Here is a 21,648-nt window from a genome sequence, read left to right on the forward strand (position 1 = left end):
ATGTCCCGTCTTTCCCTCAACCCCCTCCGCCCCGCGTACCGCTCGGCCCTCCGGCGGCTGTCCGGTGCGCTTTTTGCGGCGGTGCTGTCGCTGGCCGCCCTGCCCGCCGTTGCGGCCGAGATCATCGCCCTGGTCAGCGAACGCGCGGCGCAGGAATTCGGCGCCGCCATGCCCGAGCGTGGGTTCTTCGACATCCGCCTTGCCGATGGGTTGCCGCGCGAGGGCTCGTTCATCCGTGAATTCTGGATCGACCGCGATACCGGCCAGTTCATCGCCAATGTGATCACCGATCTGGGCGAGGTGCGCCGCGTCTGGGGCGTGGCCACGCTGACCCAGCCGGTGCCGGTGCCGGTCCGCCGGCTGATGCCCGACGACATCGTGCGGGCAGAGGACGTCGAGATGGTGGATCTGCCCTGGGCGCGGGTCAACGCCTATGCGGTGACCGAGGCCGAGGGGCTGGTCGGCATGCAGGTACGCCGGATGCTCTCTCCCGGGCGCCCGGTCCAGGTGCAGTCGGTGCAGCCGCCGATCATCATCTCGCGCGGCGAACGGGTGACGATCCAGCTCAGCTACGGCACGCTGGAGCTCTCGGCCGAGGGCAAGGCGATTTCAGACGCGCATCTGGGCCAGGAGGTCCGGGTCGTGAATCTCAGCAGCAACAAGACGATCGTGGGCGTCGCCCGCGCCGATGGATTAGTGGAGGCCAGCTATTGACCCGCGTGCATTTCACCCCGCCTTCTTGCATTCGGCTGCGCCCCGGGCGCGTCGGGACGGTCACGGCCCTGGCGGCCTTGATCTCGCTGACGGCCTGCGGGGAATACAGCAAGCACCGCAACCCCGAACTCAGCGACATGGTTCTCGATGGCTCGACCATGCCCGAGGTCAACCGCATCAGCGTGCCGATGCCCGATACCGAACCGATGCGACCGCCGCAGCGTGCCGAGGCCTCGGGCCTTTGGGGCAAGAACACCCGCAGCTTTTTCGGGGACCGCCGGGCCGAGCAGGTCGGGGATCTGCTGACGGTAGAGATCAACATCGACGACAGCGCGAGCCTGAGCAATGCCTCGGAGCGCAGCCGCAGCGGCGGCACCTCCGTGGACGACCCGGCGTTTCTGGGATACGGCAGCCAGATCGACAAGATCCTGCCGGGCGTCGATCCCTCGGACCTGCCCACCGGCGGTTCGATCATCGATCTGGGATCCACCTCCAGCACCGCCGGCGAGGGCTCGATCAAGCGCAAGGAAACCATCGAGTTGCGGATCGCGGCCCTGATCGTGAAGGAACTGCCGAACGGCAATTTCGTGATCGCCGGTCGGCAGGAGGTGAAGGTCAACAACGAGCTGCGCGAGTTGCGCGTTGCCGGGGTGATCCGTCCGGTCGATATCAAGATCGACAACTCCATTCCCTATGACAAGATCGCCGAAGCGCGCATCGCCTATGGTGGCCGCGGACAACTGAGCCGGGTTCAGACGCCGCGCTATGGTGAAGATTTTCTGGACGTGGTCCTCCCCTACTGACCGGAGCACCCGGTGAAAAAACTGCTCGTCATCCTGCTGTTGGCCCTCGTGATGGGGGTCATCGGTTTTGCTCTGGGGCGCTACTATTCCCCACCCGAGGATACGGCGCCACCGACCGGAACGGAGCCGGCCGAGGGCAAGGAAGTCCTGTACAAGATGCCGTTGGGCAGCCTGACCTTCCAGGTTCTCCAGCCGACGCGCATTCTGCATATTGTGATTGATCTCGACGTGTTCTTTTCCGAAGCGGCGGCTTACGAGCAACTCGGGAACACGGGCGGGCGGGCGCGGTTGCGGGACTCCACGATCACCACGGTGTCCGACATGGCCGAAGCCATGCTCTGGGTCAGAAAGGGCGAAGAGGACAAGATCGACAAGGTCGCCCTTGCCCAACAGATCGTGCTGAAGCTGCACAACAGCTATCCGGCGGTGAAATCCGCCCAGATCAACCAGTTCATGGTATCCAACAAACCACGGTAGCCGGACCCGTTCGCGCCGCCGCTATCGCACCGCGAGAACAGAGCTGGTCGGGATGGTCTCATCCCCCGACAGCCCGTAGTAAAGCTGCCCTTCGGCAAACAGAACCTCTTTCACCTCGGTCTTGCGATAGGTGTAGGCCGGAACCTGGTCGCCCTCGGCGTTCATGGCGGTCAGCCGCACGGTGTAAAGGCCGCTCAGCACATCCTCGCCAAGGTCGTCCTTGCCGTCCCAGCCCAGTTCGACAAGCTCGCCCGTGGTGGTCGGCAATGCCTCAAGCGTGCGCACGACCCGGTCCAGCGGATCGACGATCTGGGCCGAGACGTCCACCGCCTCGGTGGGGAGCATGTAGTAGCCATCCGAGAGCCCGTTATCCAGCATCGTCTTGGCAGAGGTCACCGTCACCTCGTGCCCGATCATGCTGGCCCCGGCGACCGCCGACAAGCCGCTGAACTGCGCCGACAGGGTTTCCAGGTTGGCGTTGGATTTCACCGCCTGCTCCACCTGGCTCAACTGCGCAAGCTGCGAGACGAATTGCGTACTGTCCATCGGTGCCAGCGGATCCTGGTTCTCGATCTGTGCGGTCAGCAGGGTCAGAAACCGGGTGTAATCCTCGCTCAGTTGCGACAACGAGCTGGCCGAGGCGGTCTCCGTCGGTTGAGCGGTTCCAGTTGCGGTCACGTCCATTTGCGATCCCCCTCAGGTCACGATGTCCAACCGGCCGTCGCCGATCATTGCCGTATGCACAGGTGCAGACCGTGCCCCGGTCGCGGCGATTTCCTCGCCGGACGACGTGGAACGACCTGCAGACCGGTCGCCCTGCGGCTCCTGGAAGTTGCCCTCGGTGAAGGACTGCAGGTCCAGCGACCCCATATCCAGGCCGCCCAAGGCCTGCGCCAGCAAATTGCGCTCTTCGCGCAGGGCGTTCAGCACCGTCGGGTTTTCGGCCCGGACCACGACTTTGAGCGCGCCGTCGGACCCGGTGGAAATCTCCACCTCGATGCTGCCCAGCCCGCGCGGGCTCAGCTCGATCCTTGTGCGCCCCTCGCCGATCTCGGCGGAGCGGATCTGTGACGTCACTGCCGCGCCGAAACGCGATGCGTCGCCTTCGGCCTCGGTGGCCCTGTGCGGCGCGGTCATCGGTTCGCGGCCCGGTTGGCTGCCCTGCGCCATGGCGCGCGCGACGTCCTCGGAGGTGATGAGCGGGTCGATCCCACCTAGGCGGCGCATGACCGCGACCGTCGCCCCACCCGCGACAACAGGCATCGCTGCATCCACGGCGGAACCGGGTGCGGATGCAGTTGCAGTTGCAGACAGATCAGCCGCCACCGCAACCACGCGCGCCAGAAGGGCCTGTGCCTTCGGTGCGCCGCGCTCGACGCTCCCCTTGGCTTGCGCGGAGGAGAGGACAAAAGGAAAGACCGGCAAGTCCGCCTGTGGTTGCGCACCACCAGCGGGCAAGATCGGCGCCTTTGCCTCTGGGGCCGGCGCGGCCGGAACGGGCATAGCTGCCGCCCGTGCGGCCGTCTGCGTTCCGGTCTCGCCCCTCGCAGTCATCACCGCAGCTTTAGTTTCAGCTGATACTTCCATTGCTCGCGTTTCAGCGTCCAACGCCGCTGCCTGCGTTCCAACCGCCGGCGCCGCAGCTTGAGCATCAGCGGCCACCAACGCAGCTTGAGTTTTAGCTGTCATTGCCACTACTTGTGTTTTGGCGACCAGCGCCACAGCCTGCGTTCCGACCGCCGGTGCCGCAGCTTGAGCATCAGCGGCCACCGACGCAGCTTGTGTTTCAGCTGTCACTTCCACTGCTTGTGTTTTGGCGACCAGCGCCACAGCCTGCGTTCCGACCGCCGGTGCAGCCGCATGTGTTCCAACCGCCGGCACGGCGGCTCGCGTTTCAGAGGACACCGACGAAACTCGCGGTCCGGCCGCCGATGCCGTCACCGATGCTGTTGCCGGTTGCGCATGCGTTTCATCCGGAAGCACCGCCGCGGCCATGAAGATGCGAGACGCAACCGAACCGGCCTCGGTCGTCTCCGCCTCGGTCGCATTGGTCGCGACTGTGGCCGATATCCCCCGCAGGGCGTCGGAGATGGTGGCAATCACCGATTTCAACGCCTGAACTGCTGCGGCCGGATCGGTCACCTCGCCCGGCGCATCCGCGCCCTCTGCCGTCACAACAATGCCGCCGTCTGTCGATGCCGCCTGCAACACCGAAATCAGGCCGGCACCAGTTTCGCGCTCGAAATCAGCAAGCGCTACGGTCAGATCCGATGCCAGGCCGGCCACCGCCTCCAATGTCGCGGCGGGATCATCGCCTTCGGCGTCGAGGTGGCTGGCCTTTTTGCCCAATCCGGCAAGGAAATTGTACAATGCCTTCAGCTTCGCGGCGCCGGCGGGCTGCGCCCCTGTCTCCGAACCGGCGCCATCTACATCGGAACCCTGCGAGAAAAGCGCGCTGAATCCGGGCAACGCCTTTTCCGGCGCCGCCGAAGCGCCCGGCCGCGCGCCCACCAGAACAGACAAGAGGCTAATCGCGTCGCTCATCCCATCATCCCAACTGCGCGGCGGTCACGCCGCGCGTCAATAGTCCGTACTTCAGCCGCGACATTGCGCGGCGTTCGATCAACCGCAGCTTTTCGCGGCTGACACCCAGCCGGAACGCCAGATCCTCGATCGTATCGGGCACCTGGCGCAGGTTGCGCGACACCACGACTTCGCGTTCCACGTCGCCCAGTTCGCCCATCGCCTCGACGATCACCTGCCGCAGCCTTGCATTGGCAGATCGCGCGATCATCCGTTCTTCCGGCGTCGGCTCGGGACAATGCATCGCCTCAACCACGTCGCAGGGGTGATCCCCGGCCAGCGACTCCACCCGCTTCAGCGTGACCGCTTCCCGCCGCGCCCGTGCGGGAACATCGACCACGCTGTTCAGGTGCGCGATCGCGCGCATCACGCTGTTCAAGATCCACCAATGCGCATAGGTCGAAAACCTTACGTCCCGCTTCAGATCAAAACGGCTCGCGGCACGGATCAGCCCCACCATGCCCTCGGCGATCAACTCGTCACGGTCATTCGCCTGGGGCCTCAGCCGCATGGCGCAGGCATGCACAAGACGGGCATGGGCAATGATCACCACCTCAAGCGCCGCCCTGTCACGATCAGCCTGCCAGCGTCGGATCAAAACGCGCTCCTGCTCTACATCCAGCAACGGCGCGTTACGCGCCGCTGCGAACGAAATTGCCATAACCTGCCTCGCGAAATCGTAACGTTTCGTTGGCGGCAGAAGATCACAGCAGGGAGAACATGCAAAGATATATATGCTTAATGATCGTTTAATTTGGTCGTTTGTTGCGAAACTCCGACGCTGGTTGGCTTGGTTCCGTACCAAACCTATCGCGCCAGAATTTCCTCCTGGCGGGCGGATCGTTCGGCATCGGGCAGGATCCTTGCGACATCGCGGGTCAGCGCCCGCATAGTTGGACGTTGCGCCTTGTCTCCGGCGCCACAAAGAGTGCTGCCGTTTCCGACCGGGTCCGGAGAACTTGTTGCGACCTGGTTCAGGATCCGGCCGAGTTCCTCGCCCAGCGCGCGCCCGGAAAACGACCGGGCATCCGCGAAACCGACCGGTTCGATCAGGACAAGCGCATCGCGCGGCACCTCCAGCCCGAGCTCCTCGGCAAGAACATCGCCCAGAGGTGCGTCCGGCAGCAATTCGTCGGTCTCCATCATGGCAAAGGGTCGCGTCACCTCGGATCGGCTGACCAGAGTGACCATCGGAACGGTCAGCAATGCCCCCAGCAGGCGCGCCAGCGGCGACATGTTGTCTGCAGTGCGGGCTTCGATTGCTCCGCTCCAGATCTGCTCCAGCAGCGCGTCTCCCTGCATTTCGGCCACCATATCTTGCCCCACATCAGTTGCAGACCAGCATATGTAGTTTTTCGCAAAAGGAGAACGCTCTCTTTGTAAACCTCGCGGTAACCTTGTTTTCCCCTCTGACGGAACATGACGGGCCACGCCGACCGGGCGCCGCTTGTCGATTCAATCGTCAGAACAATCACCTATCCGGTGGATATACTCAACATTTGGAGCATGCGCTGTCAGCAACCCCAACCCATGGACAAATGCACAACCACTGGATGGGGAGATATACACAAGGGCAAATTTACATTTCCCAGCTTGACGCCCATCACGTTGGCGACCGTCCTCACCGATTCTCGCCGCGCCTGGATCTGAATCCGTAATATCCTAACGAGCCGGGCCTTCCGGTTGCGGCTCGGCCGCGTCCAGCGTGAGGACATAGCCGGACGAGCGCACCGTTCGGACCGACACGCGCGTCCCGAAGGCCGAGGCCAGCTTCTTGCGGATTTTTGCGACGTGGACATCGAATTTGCGGTCGCCATATGTCCAGGGGCGGTTGTCGATCGCATGGCTCAGCGCATCGCGCGTCACGATCTCTCCGCTATGGGCCAGCAACAGGTTGACCACCTGGGCCTCGGCCTCGGTCAACCCGGCGCGGCAGACGATATCCGCTTCGGCGTCCCAATCCGCGCGCAGGTCGGCCCGGCACCCCACGAAGCCGCTGTCTTCTGCCCCGATCCGCGCCCGCAAGCGCAGCGCGAATTCCTTCAATGGCACCGGCGCGCGGATCACGTCATCGGCCCCGGCGAGGAAGGCCCGGACACCCGCCTCGGGGCTTTCGCGCCAGTCGAGGGCAAAAACGAAGGGCGCGGGCCGCAGCGCGGAGGCGAAACGGATCAGGGACAGCGCATTGTTCGGGTCCTCGTCGCGCCCAGCAATCAGAACCCGTGGCCGAAGCCCCTGATCCAGCATGGTCAGCGCCTCTTCGCAGCTGGCCACCGCTGTCGCGCGGCGCCGCAGGATCACCGAAAACAGGTGGTCCAGCGCGATCCGCACGGCCATGTCGGCCTCGGCGATCAGCGCAAATGGCCCGCTTCCGTCTTCGCCAGCTTCGCTCACTGTCCTTGCTCCTGTCGTCCAGTGCCGTGGTTGGCGGACTGGCTCTCGCTGCCCGACGGCGAGAGTTTAGCCGCAGCGGCGCGCCCTGTGCCAGCAGCAATTCCATCCCGCCTTTCCGGGAAGAACAGCCAAGGACCCACAAGGACAATCGGCTAGAAAACTTGGGAATTTAACCGAAACGTAACCAATTCCTTGGTCATCCCGAAGAAGTTTTGACCAAAATTTAACCCGGCAGGCCATATACCTTGGACGAGGCAGTTAGATATACAGGCTGCGGCGCGACGTCTTGCGTCGGGCGCAGAAAATTCGGGGTCGCGATGGCAGGATCTAGAAACAGCAGGGTTGGACGGCACGCCGCGATCGTGGCCGCGGATCGTGTCAAGCTTCTGCTGGCCGTGGTCGAAGAGGACGCCTTTCTGTCCGAGGTTCTGACCACTGCCGACAACACGATTTCGATCGTTTCCCAGAGCCGGCCCGGACCGGATGAAAGCGCCGGGACGGGAGCCCGGGGCGGGGCACAGCCGACGGCTCTCGGGCCTGCTTACCATTCCGCCAAGGCACGGGCCCGTCGCGCCGGTATGTCCGCGGCCATCGCCCGTTGCCGGCCGCTGGGCCGTGCCTGATATGGCAGAGGCGCACCGGCGATGGCGGAGGACGGGCAAGAACTGGAACAGCGTTATTCTTGACAAGGCTTCAGGCACGCCCGCAACCTGTTCGGATTGTGACCGGCGACTGACGTGAAAACTGGACCTTAGGCGAATGAACGCGACCGACATAGACGCTGCACCCGAGGGGCCCCTGCCGAGGACGGCGGTGGTTGAGGCGGTGTCTCGGGTTGTGGCCGCCTTCGCCACCCGCGCCGATACCACCCAGGACGAGATCGTATCGCTTGCGCAGCGGTTGAGCGATGTTTTCGTGTCGCTGAGCCCCGCCCCTGTGGCGCCGCCTGCCGGGACCGCAGCGCAAGACCTGGCCACCCTCCCAGCCGCCGACAGCCCGGCACCTGCGGTCCCGCTCGACCAGGCAGTGACCGGGGACAAGGTCTATTGCTTGTGCTGCGGGCGTGGCTTCACCATGCTCAAGCGCCACCTCAAGGCCGAGCATGGATTGACCGAAGAGGAATACCGGACCCTGTTCGGCCTTCCGGAGGACATGCCGCTGGTCGCCCCCAACTACTCCGAGCGCAAGGCCGCCTATGCCAAGCGCGTCGGCCTGGGTAAATACCAGCGCGACCAGGCCGACCCGTCGGTCAGCGGCGCGGACTGATCCGCGACCAGCGCCAATGACGGCGCCACAATTCCCCCTGCACTGCCCAAAACTTGTCTGAATTGCGCCAATCTGAGCGCACCTTCCTCGCCGATACCTTGTGAAACGACGACCCGCATTCTTTGCGCGGTCGCTTGAAATATCCGGTTCTACCGGCCTTCACGAGGCAGACCGACATGGCAGCGAAGACAAAAACGAACATCATCCGCAAGGTGGAGATCACCGAGGACAGCGGCCATCACGGTGGCGCGTGGAAGGTTGCCTATGCGGACTTCATGACCGCGATGATGGCCTTTTTTCTGTTGCTCTGGATCCTGTCCTCGGCCGATGAGCAAAAGCTGCGCGGTATTGCCGAGTATTTCACCAACGCAACCATGCCCAGCGGCAGCGGGCTGCTCGACGGCGCGACCTTCGGCCCGCCTGGAACGCTGAATGCCTCGCGGGGCGAGGTAGTCGCACGCGGCAACAATTTCGGTGAAGTCGACGACCCGAGCCCGGCCAAATGGGAGGTGATGGATGTCACCCCGACGTCCGATCCGAAGGAAACGACGCCCGGAACCCACCAGGGTGAATTCGAGAACCCGGCCCCAGGGGGCTCGTCAAAGCTGGCATGGAATGACCAGGGCGGCGACTCCTTGGGCAGCGGTCCGCAGACGGCGGCTGGTCAGGATCCGGGAAAGACCCAGATCCAGAAGGCTGCCGACAAGGCTGCAGTCGAGGAGCGCGCGCTGCGCGCGGCCGACACCGCCGAGTTCGCAGCGCTCGAAACCGAGCTGCGCCAGGCCATCCAGGACAGCCCCGACTTGCGGCCGCTGGAAAAGAACGTGATCTTTGAAAAGACCCCCGACGGCCTGCGGATCCAGGTGGTCGATCAGCAGGGCCAGCCGATGTTCAATTCCGGCAGCGCAGAGATGCGCGGCGCCACCCGAGAATTGATGGAAATGCTGGGAGAGTCACTGTCCGGAGCCCCCAATGACATGGTCATCTCGGGCCATACCGACGCGGTTCCCTTTTCCAACAAGGCCGCCTACGACAACTGGGACCTGTCGTCGGACCGGGCCAACGCAATGCGCCGCGTGCTGCTGAATTCCGGCGTCGAGCATTCCCGCATCACCCGGGTGTCCGGCATGGCCGACACCGAGTTGCTGGTGCCGGACGATCCGCTGGCTCCGTCCAACCGACGGATCACCGTGCTTCTGGAGTACCGCAAACCGAAGTCGGCGGGTCGCCCCATCCCCGATCAGCGAACCGACACCGAGGCCAACGCGGCCGGAACGGCGCCGATGGAACCCTCCGACCCCGCAAACGCGCCGAGCGCCCGCAGGGTCGATGGTGTGGCGAAAGACCTGCCCGAGCGGATCACCCAGCTTGACGACGAGGTATTCGAGACCCTGCGCAGCGCCCTGCGCTGAGCCATAGGCGATCCGGACAGAAAGCCCCGCCACTTGCGCGGGGCGCTGTCACGCCGGTCAGCCGGCGCGCGCCGCCTGCCAGGCGCTTCGGAAACGCTCCCAGTCGATCGGCGCCTCTGCCCCCAGCGACCCGGGGTCGCCCATCCCGCCCAGTTGCAGCCCGATCTGAATCAGGACCAGCGCGGCGGCGATACCCGTCAAGGCCAGAAGACCCCGACGATACCTGCGCGCCCGCCGCGGCGGAATGACCGGAACAACCTCTGGCGCGGTTTCCCCGGATCGCATTTCGACCGCCTCGGGCGCGGCCGGCTCCTCAACCGGCGTCCCCCCGGACAGAGCAGGGTCCAGCCGCAAATACAAAAACGCCCCGGTTCCGGTCATTTCAGCCAGACCTGCGCCATTCGCGAGCGCCGCCCGCAGGCTGGGCGGCATGCCCCTGGAGCGGACCCAGATTCGCCCCGGCAGCGGTGAGCCCATGTCCCAGGGCGGTTCCAGACGGATCGCGACAACACTACGGTCGTCGCGCAAGAAGATCATGTCGGGGTCGCTGATGCGAATATCGGCCCCGCCCACATCAACGCGGGAAATCAGGACCCACCCGTTTTCCTCCGGCCGGACGTCGCACAGCTCGGGCGGTATCTCGGTCAGGGACAATTCGCGCGCCGAACGAAACCCTGGCCCCGGCTGGGCGGGCGTTGTCCTTTGCATGAAACCCGGCAAGAGCGCCTTTCGTACCCGTCCCCCTTTGGGCGGCTGCGCCGCGACGGCGACCGGCGCCGCCGATTTCCCGCGCCGCGAGATGAACGCAGCCGGGTCGGGCGCCGCCTTGGCACGGTCAGGGCGCATCGGCGCCCGCCCCCCCTCGACGCCCCCGCCCCCTTCGATGCCCCCGCCCCCTTCGACGCCGAGGAAAACCGCAGGGTCCATCCCCTCTTCCAGGGCGAACGCGTAGTTGACCGCATAATCTGACGCCTCTTCGACGATCTCCGGCGCCTCGGCCACCAGCGCCACCAGGCGACGTTCGTCGGAATAAAGCAGCGTCCGGGACGGGTATCCGGGAACTGCCGGGAAGAAGCACAGCTCGTCCCCGGGCAAATGCAGATGCGACTGCAGGCGGCGCGGGAAAACCCCGGCCTCGTCCTGGTGAAACACAACCAACTGGCAGTCGCCGCTCTCCATCAGGCAAACGGCGAGGCACATCTTTGCCGGCCATTCGTGGACGGTCTGGCGCACCTCGACCGGCCCCATAAGGACAGCCATCACTCTTTCCTTGCCAGACATGCGATGCATCCTTTCCGGAGTCGCGCGTTTCATGGATAAAATCTGTACCACTTGCTTTTATTTTGTCAATAATTCATGGTCTTTGACCGTTCTTTTCAGGGCACACAAAAACTTTTCGTTTTATTCTTGCCGGAACCGCGTATAAACTCTGAGTTCAGAGGGAACCGGCCGTCAGCGAACTGTGACGGCCCAGTGGACTGTATCGCGTCATGACCATCGTAATTGGTTTTGTCATCGTTATCGTGCTGGTTTTCGGCGGCTACATGCTGTCGGGCGGGGAGATGGGGGTCATCCTGCACGCCATGCCCTTTGAAGGCATGATGATCGGTGGCGCCGCCCTTGGCTCTTTCATCGCCGCAAATTCCTTCGGCCAGATCCTCGACACAGCCAAATCCGTGCTGAAGGCGTTCAAGGGTCCGAAATGGAAGCAGCAGGACTACATCGACCTTCTCAATCTGATGTACACGCTGACCCGGATGTACCAGAAGGACGGTATCCTCGCGCTTGACCCGCACATCGAGAATCCGCAGGACAGCCTGATCTTCTCGCAGTTCCCCAAACTGCAGAAGGATCACTTTGCGATGGACCTGATCACCGACAGTTTCCGCATGCTGGCGCTGCAGTTCGACGATCCGTTCCAAAGCGAGGACGTGATTAACAAGAAGCTCAAGAAACACCATCACGAGGCGCTCTCTGCCTCGCATGGGCTGACCACGGTGGCCGACGCCCTGCCTGCGATCGGGATCGTCGCGGCGGTTCTGGGGGTTATCAAGACCATGGGGTCGATCGACAAGCCGCCCGCCGTTCTGGGCGAGATGATCGGGGGTGCTCTTGTGGGAACCTTCCTGGGCGTTTTCCTTGCCTATCTCTTTGTCGCCCCGGTTTCGAGCCGCCTGGCCGCGATCGAAGACCAGGACTCCGCCTTTTACACCGTGATCCGGGACATCTTCATTGCCGTGCTGCACGATCACTCGCCAACCATCTGCATCGAGATCGGCCGCGGCAACATTCCGACCAAGCTGCAACCGAATTTCTACGAGATGGAAGAGGCGCGGCACGACATGGCCGAAGCAGCCTGACGCCATGTCGGTGCAGCGCAGAATCTCGGCGCTCAAACTGATCCAGAGGATCAAGCAGCACGAAATCGATGGGTATGCCGCGCGGATGACGGCCATCCGATCGGAGCAGGCCGCCCTTCAGGACGAACTGGCGGCGCTTCAGGCCCGCGCCGAAAAGGAAGGGCATGTCGCCTCGCCCGAGTCCGCGCCCTATCTGGCCAGTTTTTTGCGCGCCGTAGAGGCACGGCGGGCATTCCTGAACGGGAAGCTGGATGCGCTGCAAACCAGGGCTGAGGAGATCGAGGCGCAGCTTTTGGGCGTTTACCGAGAGGCCAAAACCAACGACGCTGCGCTGGACACATCATTGGCACAGCAGCGTCAACACGAAAACCGGCAAGAACTGGCTGAGACCGAGGAAATCGCGCGCAACGTCTACCTACGCCGCCGGGCGGAGTGACGCACGCTCAGGCCGCGTCGGCGAGGCTCGTGCTCCACAGCGAGCGGATCTCGGCGGCCAGGCCGGTCGGATCGAAGGGTTTTGTGATCACCCCGAGGTCATGGGCTTTCAGCAATGCCTCACGATCGGATTCCATGACCTTGGCGGTCATGTAAATGCCGGGAATACGCTCGTACCCCGGCAGTTCCCGGATCGCCACCAGGGTCTCCGGCCCGGTCATGCCCGGCATCTGGACATCGGTCAGGATCAGGTCGGGCGCGAAGCCCTCGATCATCGCCAAGGCCTCCGATCCGCAACCGGCCTGCATCACTTCGAAACCGCCGATCATGTCCAGCGCCAAATGTGCGATCTCACGAATGTCGCTCTCGTCCTCGATGTGAAGGATCTTTGTCAGTTCGGCCAAGGTACTGTTCCTTTCTGATTCAGGTGCGCCCGCCTCGGCGAGCCGCGATCAAATTGCCCTGCGGCGGGCCTTGCCCCGTCCCCCGCCCGAAGGGCGAGCGAATTTCGATACTACCCCGCGGCTTGCGGCCGCCGCGCCATGCCGCGCGACGATCAACAGAATCGGGGCATCTTGCGATAGCCTACCCGTGCTTATTGGCAAGATTGTGGTCACATCGGCTTCGGCGCCCTTTTCACTGGTCACCACCAGATCGAACCGGCCTTGTTCGGCCTGCGCGATCGCTTGGGCGACATCCCCTGCGCGCCGGATCTCGAATCCTTCGCGCTCCTGCAGGGGCTGGGCGCCGTCATCCTCCAACTGCAAGGCCCGGATCGCAGGATCCTCCTGGGTCGGCGACGCGACGCTTTCCAGCCATGGCGCCAGCACATCGGTAACTGCTTCCGAGGGAACCGGGGCGGTTCCATCCTGGCTTTCCGCAGCCGCGATCTCCAGGACCTTGACGGGGCGATTTGTGAGCAAGCCCTTTTCGCTCAGCCCGGTCATGAGGTCGCGGACCTGGTCGCCAAGACGTGCCGCGGCCGAGGATTGGCCGGGGTCGCCGAGCAATTGGCTCAATGTTACCTTGCCGGTTTCGACCTCGACCTGAGTGCCCTTCTGGCTCAGCAGGTGCTCCAGCGCCGAAACCGCGGCGGCGTCCTTTTTCGGGCGCGCAATCGCGGCGCCGGGCAGGTCGGAGAATTCGATCGTCCTGTCTTCCCCTTCGATCACCGATGCGCCCACTTCGGTCAGCACGCCGCCCCTCAGCCGGGGCAGGTCAACGAAGAACTCGGTCCCCACGCTTTCAAGGCTCTTGAAAAAGATCGCTCCCTTGTGCTCGGCAACGATAAGCTTGACGATCGACAGCCCCAACCCGGTTCCCCCCTTGGATCGGGTGTCCGAGCTGTCGGCTTGCGTGAACTTGTCAAAAATGGTCGGCTGGGCCGCCTTTGGAATCCCGGAACCGAAATCGCGCACCGAGAGGCGCAAGCCGCCGCGATGCGGGCGCAGCCAGATGACGATCTCTTCTCCCTTGGGCGAAAACTTGGCCGCGTTCGACAACAGGTTGTCCATCACCTGCATCAGCCTGTTGCGGTCGCCCAAGGTCATCAAGGGGCCATCGTCTAGGTCTACCTCACAGCGCAGGGATACTGCGAATTTGTCTGCATAAAAGCTGTTTGCTTCCGACGCCGCTTCGATCAGCGCGGCAAGGTCGAGTTCCTCCATATTGAAGTCCATCTTACCGGCCTCGATCTTCTCCAGGTCGAGGATGTCGTTGATCAGAACGACAAGCCGGTCGCAGTTCGTGCTGGCCATAGAAACCATTTTGTGAACCGGTTCGGACATCTCGCCGACTGACCCCGACAAGGCCAAACCCAGCGCCCCCTTCATCGAGGTCAAGGGCGTGCGCAGTTCGTGACTGACAGTCGATATGAACTCGTTCTTTGCCTTTTCCGCTTGCTTGCGTTCGGTGATATCGCGGTAAATCGCGATCAGGCGCGGCTCTTCGTGTTCGGGCTGAACGTATTCCAGACTGATTTCAAAGGGGGTGCCCACCTTGGTCGTCACCTCCCAGGTGATGCGACGTTGCTGTCCTTCGATCAGAAGATCGCGCCGCATTTCCAGAGCATTCAGATCCGAGTCGGTGATGAAATTCCGGACGCGCTTGTCTTTCCAGTCCCCGCCCATGCGATCCTTGACGAGGCGCTGCGCGGCCGCCTTGTTGCAATACAGCATTTCGAGGGTTTCCGGCCGCATGACCACCACCTGATCGTCGATCAGTTCCAGCGAGTCGTTGAAGCGTTCGTCGGAAATTCCTTTTCGGGTCTGGGTCATGTCGGTGGCCACTACTGCGATTTCGCTCAGCTTGTCGTTGACGCCGGTGACCGGGATGCAGCTGCACTGAATCCAGGCGATACCGCCGTCTTCTCTTTTTATCTGCAAAGTCCCGTTCCACGGCGCGCCCATCTGCATGGAGTTCACGATCTCCTCAAGCTGCCCGTCCGCGTCCCCTTCGTTCAGAAGGATGGCAAGCGGCTTGTTCAGCACGTCCTGCCGCCTGCGATCGGCAACACTGCAAAACCGTGAGTTGACGTGGGATATGCGCCCATCCCGCGTCAGCATGCAGAATACCGTGTGCTCCTCGATGGCCTTGCGATAGAAGACCTTCGAACGTACCTCGGATTCCAGCACATTGCGCCGATCTTCGGCGATCTGGATGTTCCGGCGAAGTTCGTAGGCGAGGAATGCGAGCGACAGAAGAATCAGAGCGATCGCGCCAAAGATCGAAACGCGATAGGCTCGGAAGATCCGGTTCGCCGCCTGTAGGATATAGTTTTCATAGGGCCGGACCCGAAGCGAGATCAGCAGATCATGTACCGATTGGTAGTTCTGCGGCGCTTGCCATAGCGCACCACCGGCCGCCTTCGATTGCGGGCTGTCCACCGCGACCCCCAGCAGGGTATTGATCACCATCGCCAACACCGGCTCGGGCACCTCCGGAAGGGCTGACAGAACCCAGTCGGGATAGAGCGGTGTAGACACCCAGAATGGATAACCCTCCTGCGGGGCGGCAGAGACTGGCGCGAACATCTTCAGATCGACCACGCCTTCTTCAGCGAGTTCTTCCAGCAACCCCGCCCGCACCACGCCGGCATCGACCAGCCCCGACTGGACCGCATAGACGACCTCGCGCTGATTGCCGCCGGAAAACACGAGCTCGGACAGAACCTCGTGCGGTTCCATTCGGCGTTTTCGGAACTCCTGCGCAGCCAGCCACCAGCCGCTGAAGTCGCCCCGGTCAACCGCCATCACCTTGCGGCCGTCCAGCTGGCGAATATCACGGATTGCGCTGTCAGACCGGGCAAAGATCAGAGCGCCGGTCTGATCGTAAGTCCGGTCTTGCCACATTTGTGCTGCTGAAAGCAGCGCGCGCGCCTCGCTCTCGACCTCGGCGGCCACGAATGAGGCCGGATCGGTCAGCGCCAGCGCGATCTGTTTTTCTTCGATCGCTTGTATCAGAGAGGTCACGCTATGCGGCGCAATGCTGAACCGATAGGGCATGCCTTGGGCCTTCGCCGCCTCGTTCAGAAGGTCTGCTGTCGGAGTCCAGGCCTCGAGGCTCCGGGTGGCCCCCTCGATCGACAGGACGCCAATTCGAAGGGAAACGATTTCGCCGTCGGCGTCCTCGGTCTGCGCCCGCGCGGCGGTGAAAACGAACCCGCCAGTCACCACCAACGTAAAAAAAACTAGAATTTTCAGGCCGCTGGACATTAACCGCCCAGACAAGGCATCGCAGAACATCTTGGCTGCCTTACGCAGCATCGAGGTTTTGCTCCATTTCGTCCAGGAGACTATTCAGAAAACATCTTACGTCGTCGATGTCTTCGCGCTGCAACTCCGAACCGAGCGAATCGATTTTCGCTTCGAGGCTTGCGGCTTTCTCGCCAATCTCGGGGAACCCGACACTTCCGCAAATCCCGTGCAGTTTATGCGCGCGGGCTCGAAGGTCTGCGCAGGCATCCAGCCAGTCTTGCTCTTCCTGCAGATCCCCGAGCAAATCATAGAAATCATCGACCCGGTCCGAAAGAGACGAGACGAACCGCTCACGTACCCGTGCGAGGCCTGCATTAAGCTGTGCCGCACTTTCGGCGTTCAACCCCTGTACCATTTGCCTTTACCAACCCGCTCTGCCTGCTTTTTGTCATCGGCGCTCTGTCGTCGCCTATTGTTTCATCGATTAGCACAATACCTGTGAAAACCGGCAGCAATGAGGCAATAGACCCCGCGGAATTAAGGAATGTTTAAAAATCGCATCAGTTGCCCCCGAAACGGTAACAACTGATGCGCATTAGCAACGCAGACGTCCCAATTCGGCACAGATCGCCCTGGATGGGACAGCCCCTCCCCTTTTCCCTGCAGGGACGCTGTTTTCCGCGTGCGCCGTCAAGCAGCGTGAGAAATCACGCGACCGGCGACCCGGTGTGTCTGGCTCAGGGGGTTGCGCTTCGGTGCGGCGCTTAGGTTGTCAACTGCCCGATCAAGGAACCGCAGATCTTCGCGCCGCTCCAGCAATTTCGGCGAGGCCGCATCTCCGACCTGTGCGGTAAAGCTGGTCGAGACCTCTTCGCAGTAAACCAGTTCGGGGTCGTTGAGCATGGTGATCAGGTGATCCTGCGCTGCCTGGGGTTCCGGCAGCAACCGCCTGGGTCCGACACAAAGGAACACTCCGGTGCCGATATAAGACACGAAAGCCTGCGTTCCCACCAGTGCGTCCGAAATCACCTCTGCCACGTCCGTCACGACATAGGCGAACTCCTCGGCCGACGACGCACCGTGGACGCGCTCCAGTTCGGGAACCCGGATGGCGAACGCGCCGATCGCCTTTTGCATCTGTTCCTTCATGATCATGACGTAATTCTGAAGAACCCCGTTCGAGACGTAGCCCTTGATTTCCTCGATCACGATCGGCTCGCCGAAAGCCGGCTTGGAGCTTTGGGACGGGACCGAATGCTTTACCGCGGCCGCAGCCCGCCGGGACTCCGACTGCAACTTGTCGGCCAGGCGGACGCGGGTGACCAGTTCGGTGGTGTCGAACGGCTTGGTCACATAATCGGTCGCACCGGCCAGGAAGGCGCGATCGATATATTCCTTTTGGTTCATCGCGGTGATCATCACCACCGGCGCGTCGCGGTAGATGGCCATGTCGCGGACTTGGCGGGTCAGTTCGATCCCGTCCATGCCCGGCATCTGGATGTCGAACATAAAGGAGTCAAACGGGGTGCCGGCCGCTGCGATCTTGCGCAGGGCGTCCTCACCGCTTTCGGCCAAGGTGATCTCTGAATAGCCGTGCGCCTCGAGCGTCGCCAGAAGCAGTTCCCGGATCAGTTCGTCGTCATCGACGGCAAGGATTCTCATGTCGTTCTCCAGTGGTTCCACCAGTATTCTTCCTGGCAGTCACATCGCCTTGAAGCGCTTCTGCGCGTTTGTGTCGTTAGCGGTTGGCGCGTACCTGGAGGTGAAGCCGGTCACGCCCACCGCTTTGCTGAATCCCATTTAGTCCCACAAATGTGGCGCAAATTTGTCCCGGTTTGGGTTGAGTCACGGCATATGCTACCCGCCGGAGGTTGCAAGGTGGCCTTTCTTGCGGGGTTGACCCGATTTCGAAGCGTGGATCGCTCAATCGCGGAACGGGTCTCCGGCGTCCGGATTCACCTCTTGCCAATGATGGCGGCCTCCCGATGCGCTCTCGGAAACGCAGCGCAAAACCTTGCGGGCCCTGTCTGTCACAACCTCGCGGCGAATAGGGGTCTCGACCGAGATGGTCGCGCCCTGTGAATAGGCAAGCCCGGCATAATAGCAGAACCGGAGCTCAACATGCGCGGGCATCGGGCTCGCGCCGAGGGGCATCGCCGGTTGATCGGATTGCGCGGCAGGGGCCATGAGAAATGACAGTCCGATCGCGACGCCGACCGCGATCCTCTGTTTGCACGCAACGCGCGGCATGGTTTCGTGGAACCGGCTCATTTCCCCTCGCCCCTGTCCAGTGCCCGAGACGGTAAGGGGTCTTGCTGCGAATCCCAAGTCGAAATCCGGGGCCGGCTACCGGCTTTTCCAACCCCAAAGGGGAGAGCGGCGGTGTCCCGACTGACCCCGAACAACACGCGAGTGGCAAATGGTCACTGCGGAGGGCCGAATGGTTGACCGGCCGGTTGCCGGGTATCCGAAACACCGGCAAGATGCGCCCCTCGCCGGGCTGGACGGTCAGGGCCGCCGCACCCCGTCCGACATCCTGAAAAACGCCGCGCTGCATAAGGCAACGCTTGATGACTGATCGCGGACTGCCCGCATGGCAAAAGGGTGTTATGATGGCTGAGACAGGCCAAGTCATCGGCACGCTGTGCGACCTGCCATTCCACTGAGGAGACGGGACTGTGAAATCACGTACCAGGGTCGCTGTCATCGGCGGCGGTATTGCCGGGTGTTCGACGCTGTATCACCTGACGCAAGAGGGCTGGAGCGATGTCGTCCTGATCGAGCGGGACGAGCTGACCTCGGGCACCACTTGGCATTCCGCCGCCCAGGTCACGAATTTCGGGATGAACCAGACGATGGTGGGGCTGAAGTCCCATTCCATCGCTCTGTACAAGGCGTTGCGCGATGACCCCGCCTATCCGGTCGGCTATCACCACGGCGACGGCGGTATCCGTCTGGCCAACACCCGGGCGCAAATGCAGGGCTACCGTCATTTCGCCTCGATGGCGCGCGGCATGGGGGTGGAGTTCGAGGTGATTGACGCCGAGGAATGCGCCCGGCGGCATCCGCTGATCTCGACAGATAACCTGCTTGGCGGCCTCTGGGATGGAGAGGATGGCGATATCGACCCGGCGCAGCTTTGCCAGGCGCTTGCCTTTCACGCCCGCAGGGCTGGGGCCGAGGTCTATCGCAATACCGCCGTCACCGGGTTGCGCCAGCACACGGACGACACCTGGACGGTGACAACGACGCAAGGCTCCATCGACGCGGACATCGTCGTCAACGCCTGTGGCTACCGGGTGAACGAGGTGGGTGCGATGATGGGGGTTCACCACCCGGTCACCTCGATGGAGCACCAGTATTTCGTGACCGAGGACATTCCGGCGATCGCCGAAGCCGGCCATCGCATGCCGCTGTTGCGTTGTCCGATCAGCGACTATTATTGCCGCCAGGAAAAAGGCGGGCTTCTGATCGGGTTCTACGAACAGGCCTGCAAGACCTGGGGAATGGACGGGGTGGACCCGAACTTTTCCAACGACCTGTGCCCGGATGATCTGGACCGCGTGATGGATGTGCTGGAAGGGGCCTTTGCCCGGATGCCCGTCCTGACCGAGGTCGGGATCAAGCGCGTGGTCAACGGCCCGATCACCTACACGATCGATGGCGCACCGCTCGTCGGGCCGATCCCCGGCAAGCGCAACGCCTTTTGCATCATCGGGCTGCGCGCCGGTCTGGGCGAAGGCGGTGGGCATGGCTGGATTCTGGCGCAGCAGATCGTGCACGGCGAAGCCTGCTACGATACATGGTGCCTCGATCCACGCCGCTTCGCAGAACACGCCAATGTAGAACTGACGGCCCTGAAGGCCATCGAGGACTATCAGAATGAATTCCGCTTCCATTTCCCGCATGAGCACCGACCGGCTGGGCGCCCCGCCAAGACAACGCCACTGACCCCCATCCTTTCTGCAGAACGCGCCGCCTTTGCCGTGGTGAACGGCTGGGAGCGGATCGACTACGTCAAACCTCATCCCGGGTTTCAACCGACGCCGGGTTTCGGTTTCGACGAAACCTTCGATCTTGTCGCCGCCGAGGTTGCCAACGTGCAGGCCAATGTCGGTCTGACCGAGGTGAACGGATTCACGCGGATCGAGATCACCGGGGCCGACCGCCATGCCTTTCTCGAGCGGTTGTTCTGCGGTCCTGTCACCAGGCGGGCGGGGCGGGTCGGACTCGGATATATGCTCAATCATCACGGGATGCTGAAAAGCGAAGCGACCATCGCCAACCTGCCCGCAGGTGATCGGGGCACTGCGCGGGTCTGGTACGGCTCAGCCGCCGCGTCGGAGCGGCACGACATGGACTGGCTCCGCGCACATTTGCGCGCCGGCGAGGACGTGCAGATCCAAAGTTTGACCAACGATCAGACCATCCTTGTTCTCGCCGGTCCGAACGCCCGTGCCCTGTTGTCGTCCTGTGCCCGGGGCGATTGGTCAAACAGGGCATTCCCCTGGCTGAGCGTGCGCGAATGCTTTGTGGGGATCGCCCCCGCGACGGTCATGGCCGTCAGCTTTTCCGGTGAACTGGCCTATGAAATCCATGTTCCGAACCCGTCCCTCTACGCGGCCTATCTCGCCCTGCGCGACGCCGGAAAAGCCCTGGATCTCGAGCTGTTCGGGGCCCGCGCCATCGAGTCGATGCGAATGGAGAAAGGCTTTCTTCACTGGAAGGCGGACATCCTCACCGAGTTCGACCCCTTCGAGACCGGCCTCGATCGTTTCGTGCGTCTCGAAAAGCCGGAGTTCATTGGCAAGGACGCCTTGCTCTACCGCGTCCAGCACGGGCCGCGAAAGCACCTTGTCACCCTGCACGTCGAAACCGAAACGGCGCCAGCGCACGGCGGCGCGTCGGTCATGGCGGAGGGGCGCGTCGTCGGGTCCGTCACCTCGGGGGCTTGGGGGCATCGGACCGGGCTGAACCTGGCCTATGGATTTGTGCAACCGGACTGCGCCAACGACGGTGACAGCCTGCAGGTCGATCTATGCGGCAAGATGTTCGATGCCACCGTGATTCCGATGTCGCCCTACGATCCCGCCATGAAAATCCCCCGCTGTCAGGACGTGACCTGATCGGCGGGTTCATTCAAGTCAGGGCCCTGGGTTTGGTGGCCTGTCCTCCTACTGCCCTTGCTGGCGGTCGCGGCGGTAGGCGCCGGGGGTCATGCCGGTCCAGCGTTTGAAGGCGCGATGGAAGTTCGCCACCGAGGCAAAGCCGATGTCCTGCGAAACCCGGTCACGTCCGTCAAGCTGGTGTAATTTCCCAGATGGCCTGAGGTCATGATCAGGCGGCTTTCGTAGTTATGCTGAGAATGGGGTCGATCTCCTCCTTGTCGATCTGGGCGAAGGCCTCGACCATCATATAGCGGCTCGAGGTCTGCCATTCGTCGTTCTGCTCGAACAGCACCGCCCCGATGAGGCGCATGATGGAAGCTTCATTCGGGAAGATCCCGACG

The 21,648-nt window shown here is 62.8% G+C and carries 21 protein-coding genes and 1 pseudogene; 9 read left to right on the plus strand and 13 right to left on the minus strand.

Translation table 11 applies throughout. From position 1 onward, the window contains the following. From flgA to P1U75_RS06265, 3 genes are all read left to right on the plus strand, one after another. The gene (flgA, locus tag P1U75_RS06255; RefSeq protein ID WP_300241056.1) at positions 1-714 is read left to right on the plus strand and encodes a flagellar basal body P-ring formation chaperone FlgA; all 714 of its coding nucleotides are present in this window, start codon (positions 1-3) and stop codon (positions 712-714) included. A 77-nt stretch (positions 715-791) separates the two neighbouring features. Beyond that, a complete protein-coding gene (flgH, locus tag P1U75_RS06260) occupies positions 792-1,517 on the plus strand; it encodes a flagellar basal body L-ring protein FlgH (RefSeq protein ID WP_300241058.1) in 726 nt (241 codons plus the stop codon). Between the two features lie 12 nt (positions 1,518-1,529). Then, the gene (locus P1U75_RS06265) at positions 1,530-1,994 is read left to right on the plus strand and encodes a hypothetical protein (protein ID WP_300241061.1); all 465 of its coding nucleotides are present in this window, start codon (positions 1,530-1,532) and stop codon (positions 1,992-1,994) included. A 21-nt stretch (positions 1,995-2,015) separates the two neighbouring features. Here the strand turns inward: P1U75_RS06265 and P1U75_RS06270 are convergent, their stop codons facing one another. The 5 genes from P1U75_RS06270 to P1U75_RS06290 form a co-directional block, all read right to left on the minus strand. Then, complete coding sequence (locus P1U75_RS06270; protein WP_300241064.1) at positions 2,016-2,678, minus strand: flagellar hook assembly protein FlgD; 663 nt, start codon at positions 2,676-2,678, stop codon at positions 2,016-2,018. Between the two features lie 12 nt (positions 2,679-2,690). Then, entirely contained in the window at positions 2,691-4,538 is a 1,848-nt protein-coding gene (locus tag P1U75_RS06275) for a flagellar hook-length control protein FliK (protein WP_300241066.1), read from the minus strand. A 4-nt stretch (positions 4,539-4,542) separates the two neighbouring features. Then, positions 4,543-5,238 (minus strand): sigma-70 family RNA polymerase sigma factor, encoded by a 696-nt coding sequence (locus tag P1U75_RS06280; protein ID WP_300241068.1) that lies wholly within the window; start codon positions 5,236-5,238, stop codon positions 4,543-4,545. A gap of 146 nt (positions 5,239-5,384) precedes the next feature. After that, entirely contained in the window at positions 5,385-5,879 is a 495-nt protein-coding gene (locus tag P1U75_RS06285; protein ID WP_300241071.1) for a hypothetical protein, read from the minus strand. Between the two features lie 360 nt (positions 5,880-6,239). Then, positions 6,240-6,971, minus strand: a complete 732-nt coding sequence (locus tag P1U75_RS06290) for a winged helix-turn-helix domain-containing protein (protein WP_300241074.1) — start codon at positions 6,969-6,971, stop codon at positions 6,240-6,242. 759 nt (positions 6,972-7,730) lie between these two features. Between P1U75_RS06290 and P1U75_RS06295 the strand changes: the two genes are divergently transcribed. Both P1U75_RS06295 and P1U75_RS06300 read left to right on the plus strand, forming a co-directional pair. Further along, positions 7,731-8,237: a MucR family transcriptional regulator gene (locus P1U75_RS06295; RefSeq protein WP_300241077.1), complete on the plus strand. Its 507-nt coding sequence runs from the start codon at positions 7,731-7,733 to the stop codon at positions 8,235-8,237. A 176-nt stretch (positions 8,238-8,413) separates the two neighbouring features. Continuing rightward, positions 8,414-9,649 (plus strand): flagellar motor protein MotB, encoded by a 1,236-nt coding sequence (locus tag P1U75_RS06300; protein WP_300241079.1) that lies wholly within the window; start codon positions 8,414-8,416, stop codon positions 9,647-9,649. A gap of 57 nt (positions 9,650-9,706) precedes the next feature. On the opposite strand, the gene P1U75_RS06305 is transcribed toward P1U75_RS06300, so the two are convergent. Further along, positions 9,707-10,909, minus strand: coding sequence for a hypothetical protein (locus P1U75_RS06305; RefSeq protein WP_300241082.1), 1,203 nt, complete (start codon positions 10,907-10,909; stop codon positions 9,707-9,709). 230 nt (positions 10,910-11,139) lie between these two features. Between P1U75_RS06305 and motA the strand changes: the two genes are divergently transcribed. After that, complete coding sequence (motA, locus tag P1U75_RS06310) at positions 11,140-12,009, plus strand: flagellar motor stator protein MotA (RefSeq protein ID WP_300241085.1); 870 nt, start codon at positions 11,140-11,142, stop codon at positions 12,007-12,009. A 4-nt stretch (positions 12,010-12,013) separates the two neighbouring features. Then, positions 12,014-12,445 (plus strand): hypothetical protein, encoded by a 432-nt coding sequence (locus P1U75_RS06315; RefSeq protein ID WP_300241088.1) that lies wholly within the window; start codon positions 12,014-12,016, stop codon positions 12,443-12,445. A 7-nt stretch (positions 12,446-12,452) separates the two neighbouring features. On the opposite strand, the gene P1U75_RS06320 is transcribed toward P1U75_RS06315, so the two are convergent. The 5 genes from P1U75_RS06320 to P1U75_RS06340 form a co-directional block, all read right to left on the minus strand. Beyond that, positions 12,453-12,848: a response regulator gene (locus P1U75_RS06320; RefSeq protein ID WP_300241091.1), complete on the minus strand. Its 396-nt coding sequence runs from the start codon at positions 12,846-12,848 to the stop codon at positions 12,453-12,455. A gap of 48 nt (positions 12,849-12,896) precedes the next feature. Beyond that, the gene (locus P1U75_RS06325; RefSeq protein ID WP_300241094.1) at positions 12,897-16,208 is read right to left on the minus strand and encodes a PhnD/SsuA/transferrin family substrate-binding protein; all 3,312 of its coding nucleotides are present in this window, start codon (positions 16,206-16,208) and stop codon (positions 12,897-12,899) included. Then, positions 16,198-16,542: an Hpt domain-containing protein gene (locus P1U75_RS06330; protein ID WP_300241097.1), complete on the minus strand. Its 345-nt coding sequence runs from the start codon at positions 16,540-16,542 to the stop codon at positions 16,198-16,200. The genes P1U75_RS06325 and P1U75_RS06330 overlap by 11 nt, the downstream gene beginning before the upstream one ends. Positions 16,543-16,829: 287 nt before the next feature. Next, entirely contained in the window at positions 16,830-17,801 is a 972-nt protein-coding gene (locus P1U75_RS06335; RefSeq protein WP_300241099.1) for a response regulator, read from the minus strand. 261 nt (positions 17,802-18,062) lie between these two features. Beyond that, positions 18,063-18,410: a hypothetical protein gene (locus tag P1U75_RS06340; protein ID WP_300241102.1), complete on the minus strand. Its 348-nt coding sequence runs from the start codon at positions 18,408-18,410 to the stop codon at positions 18,063-18,065. 169 nt (positions 18,411-18,579) lie between these two features. On the opposite strand from P1U75_RS06340, the gene P1U75_RS06345 reads away from it, so the two are divergent. Continuing rightward, complete coding sequence (locus tag P1U75_RS06345; RefSeq protein ID WP_300241104.1) at positions 18,580-18,717, plus strand: hypothetical protein; 138 nt, start codon at positions 18,580-18,582, stop codon at positions 18,715-18,717. 100 nt (positions 18,718-18,817) lie between these two features. Then, positions 18,818-21,265: an FAD-dependent oxidoreductase gene (locus P1U75_RS06350; protein ID WP_300241106.1), complete on the plus strand. Its 2,448-nt coding sequence runs from the start codon at positions 18,818-18,820 to the stop codon at positions 21,263-21,265. Between the two features lie 48 nt (positions 21,266-21,313). On the opposite strand, the pseudogene P1U75_RS06355 reads toward P1U75_RS06350, so the two are convergent. Together P1U75_RS06355 and P1U75_RS06360 are read right to left on the minus strand one after the other, a co-directional pair. After that, a pseudogene (locus P1U75_RS06355) lies at positions 21,314-21,415 on the minus strand (helix-turn-helix domain-containing protein); the annotation flags it as partial. A 61-nt stretch (positions 21,416-21,476) separates the two neighbouring features. Continuing rightward, positions 21,477-21,648 (minus strand): transposase (locus P1U75_RS06360; RefSeq protein WP_300241108.1); only part of this gene is annotated, 172 nt, incomplete at its 5' end.

The sequence above is a fragment of the Antarcticimicrobium sp. genome, from assembly GCF_029212575.1.
Lineage (GTDB): Bacteria > Pseudomonadota > Alphaproteobacteria > Rhodobacterales > Rhodobacteraceae > Antarcticimicrobium.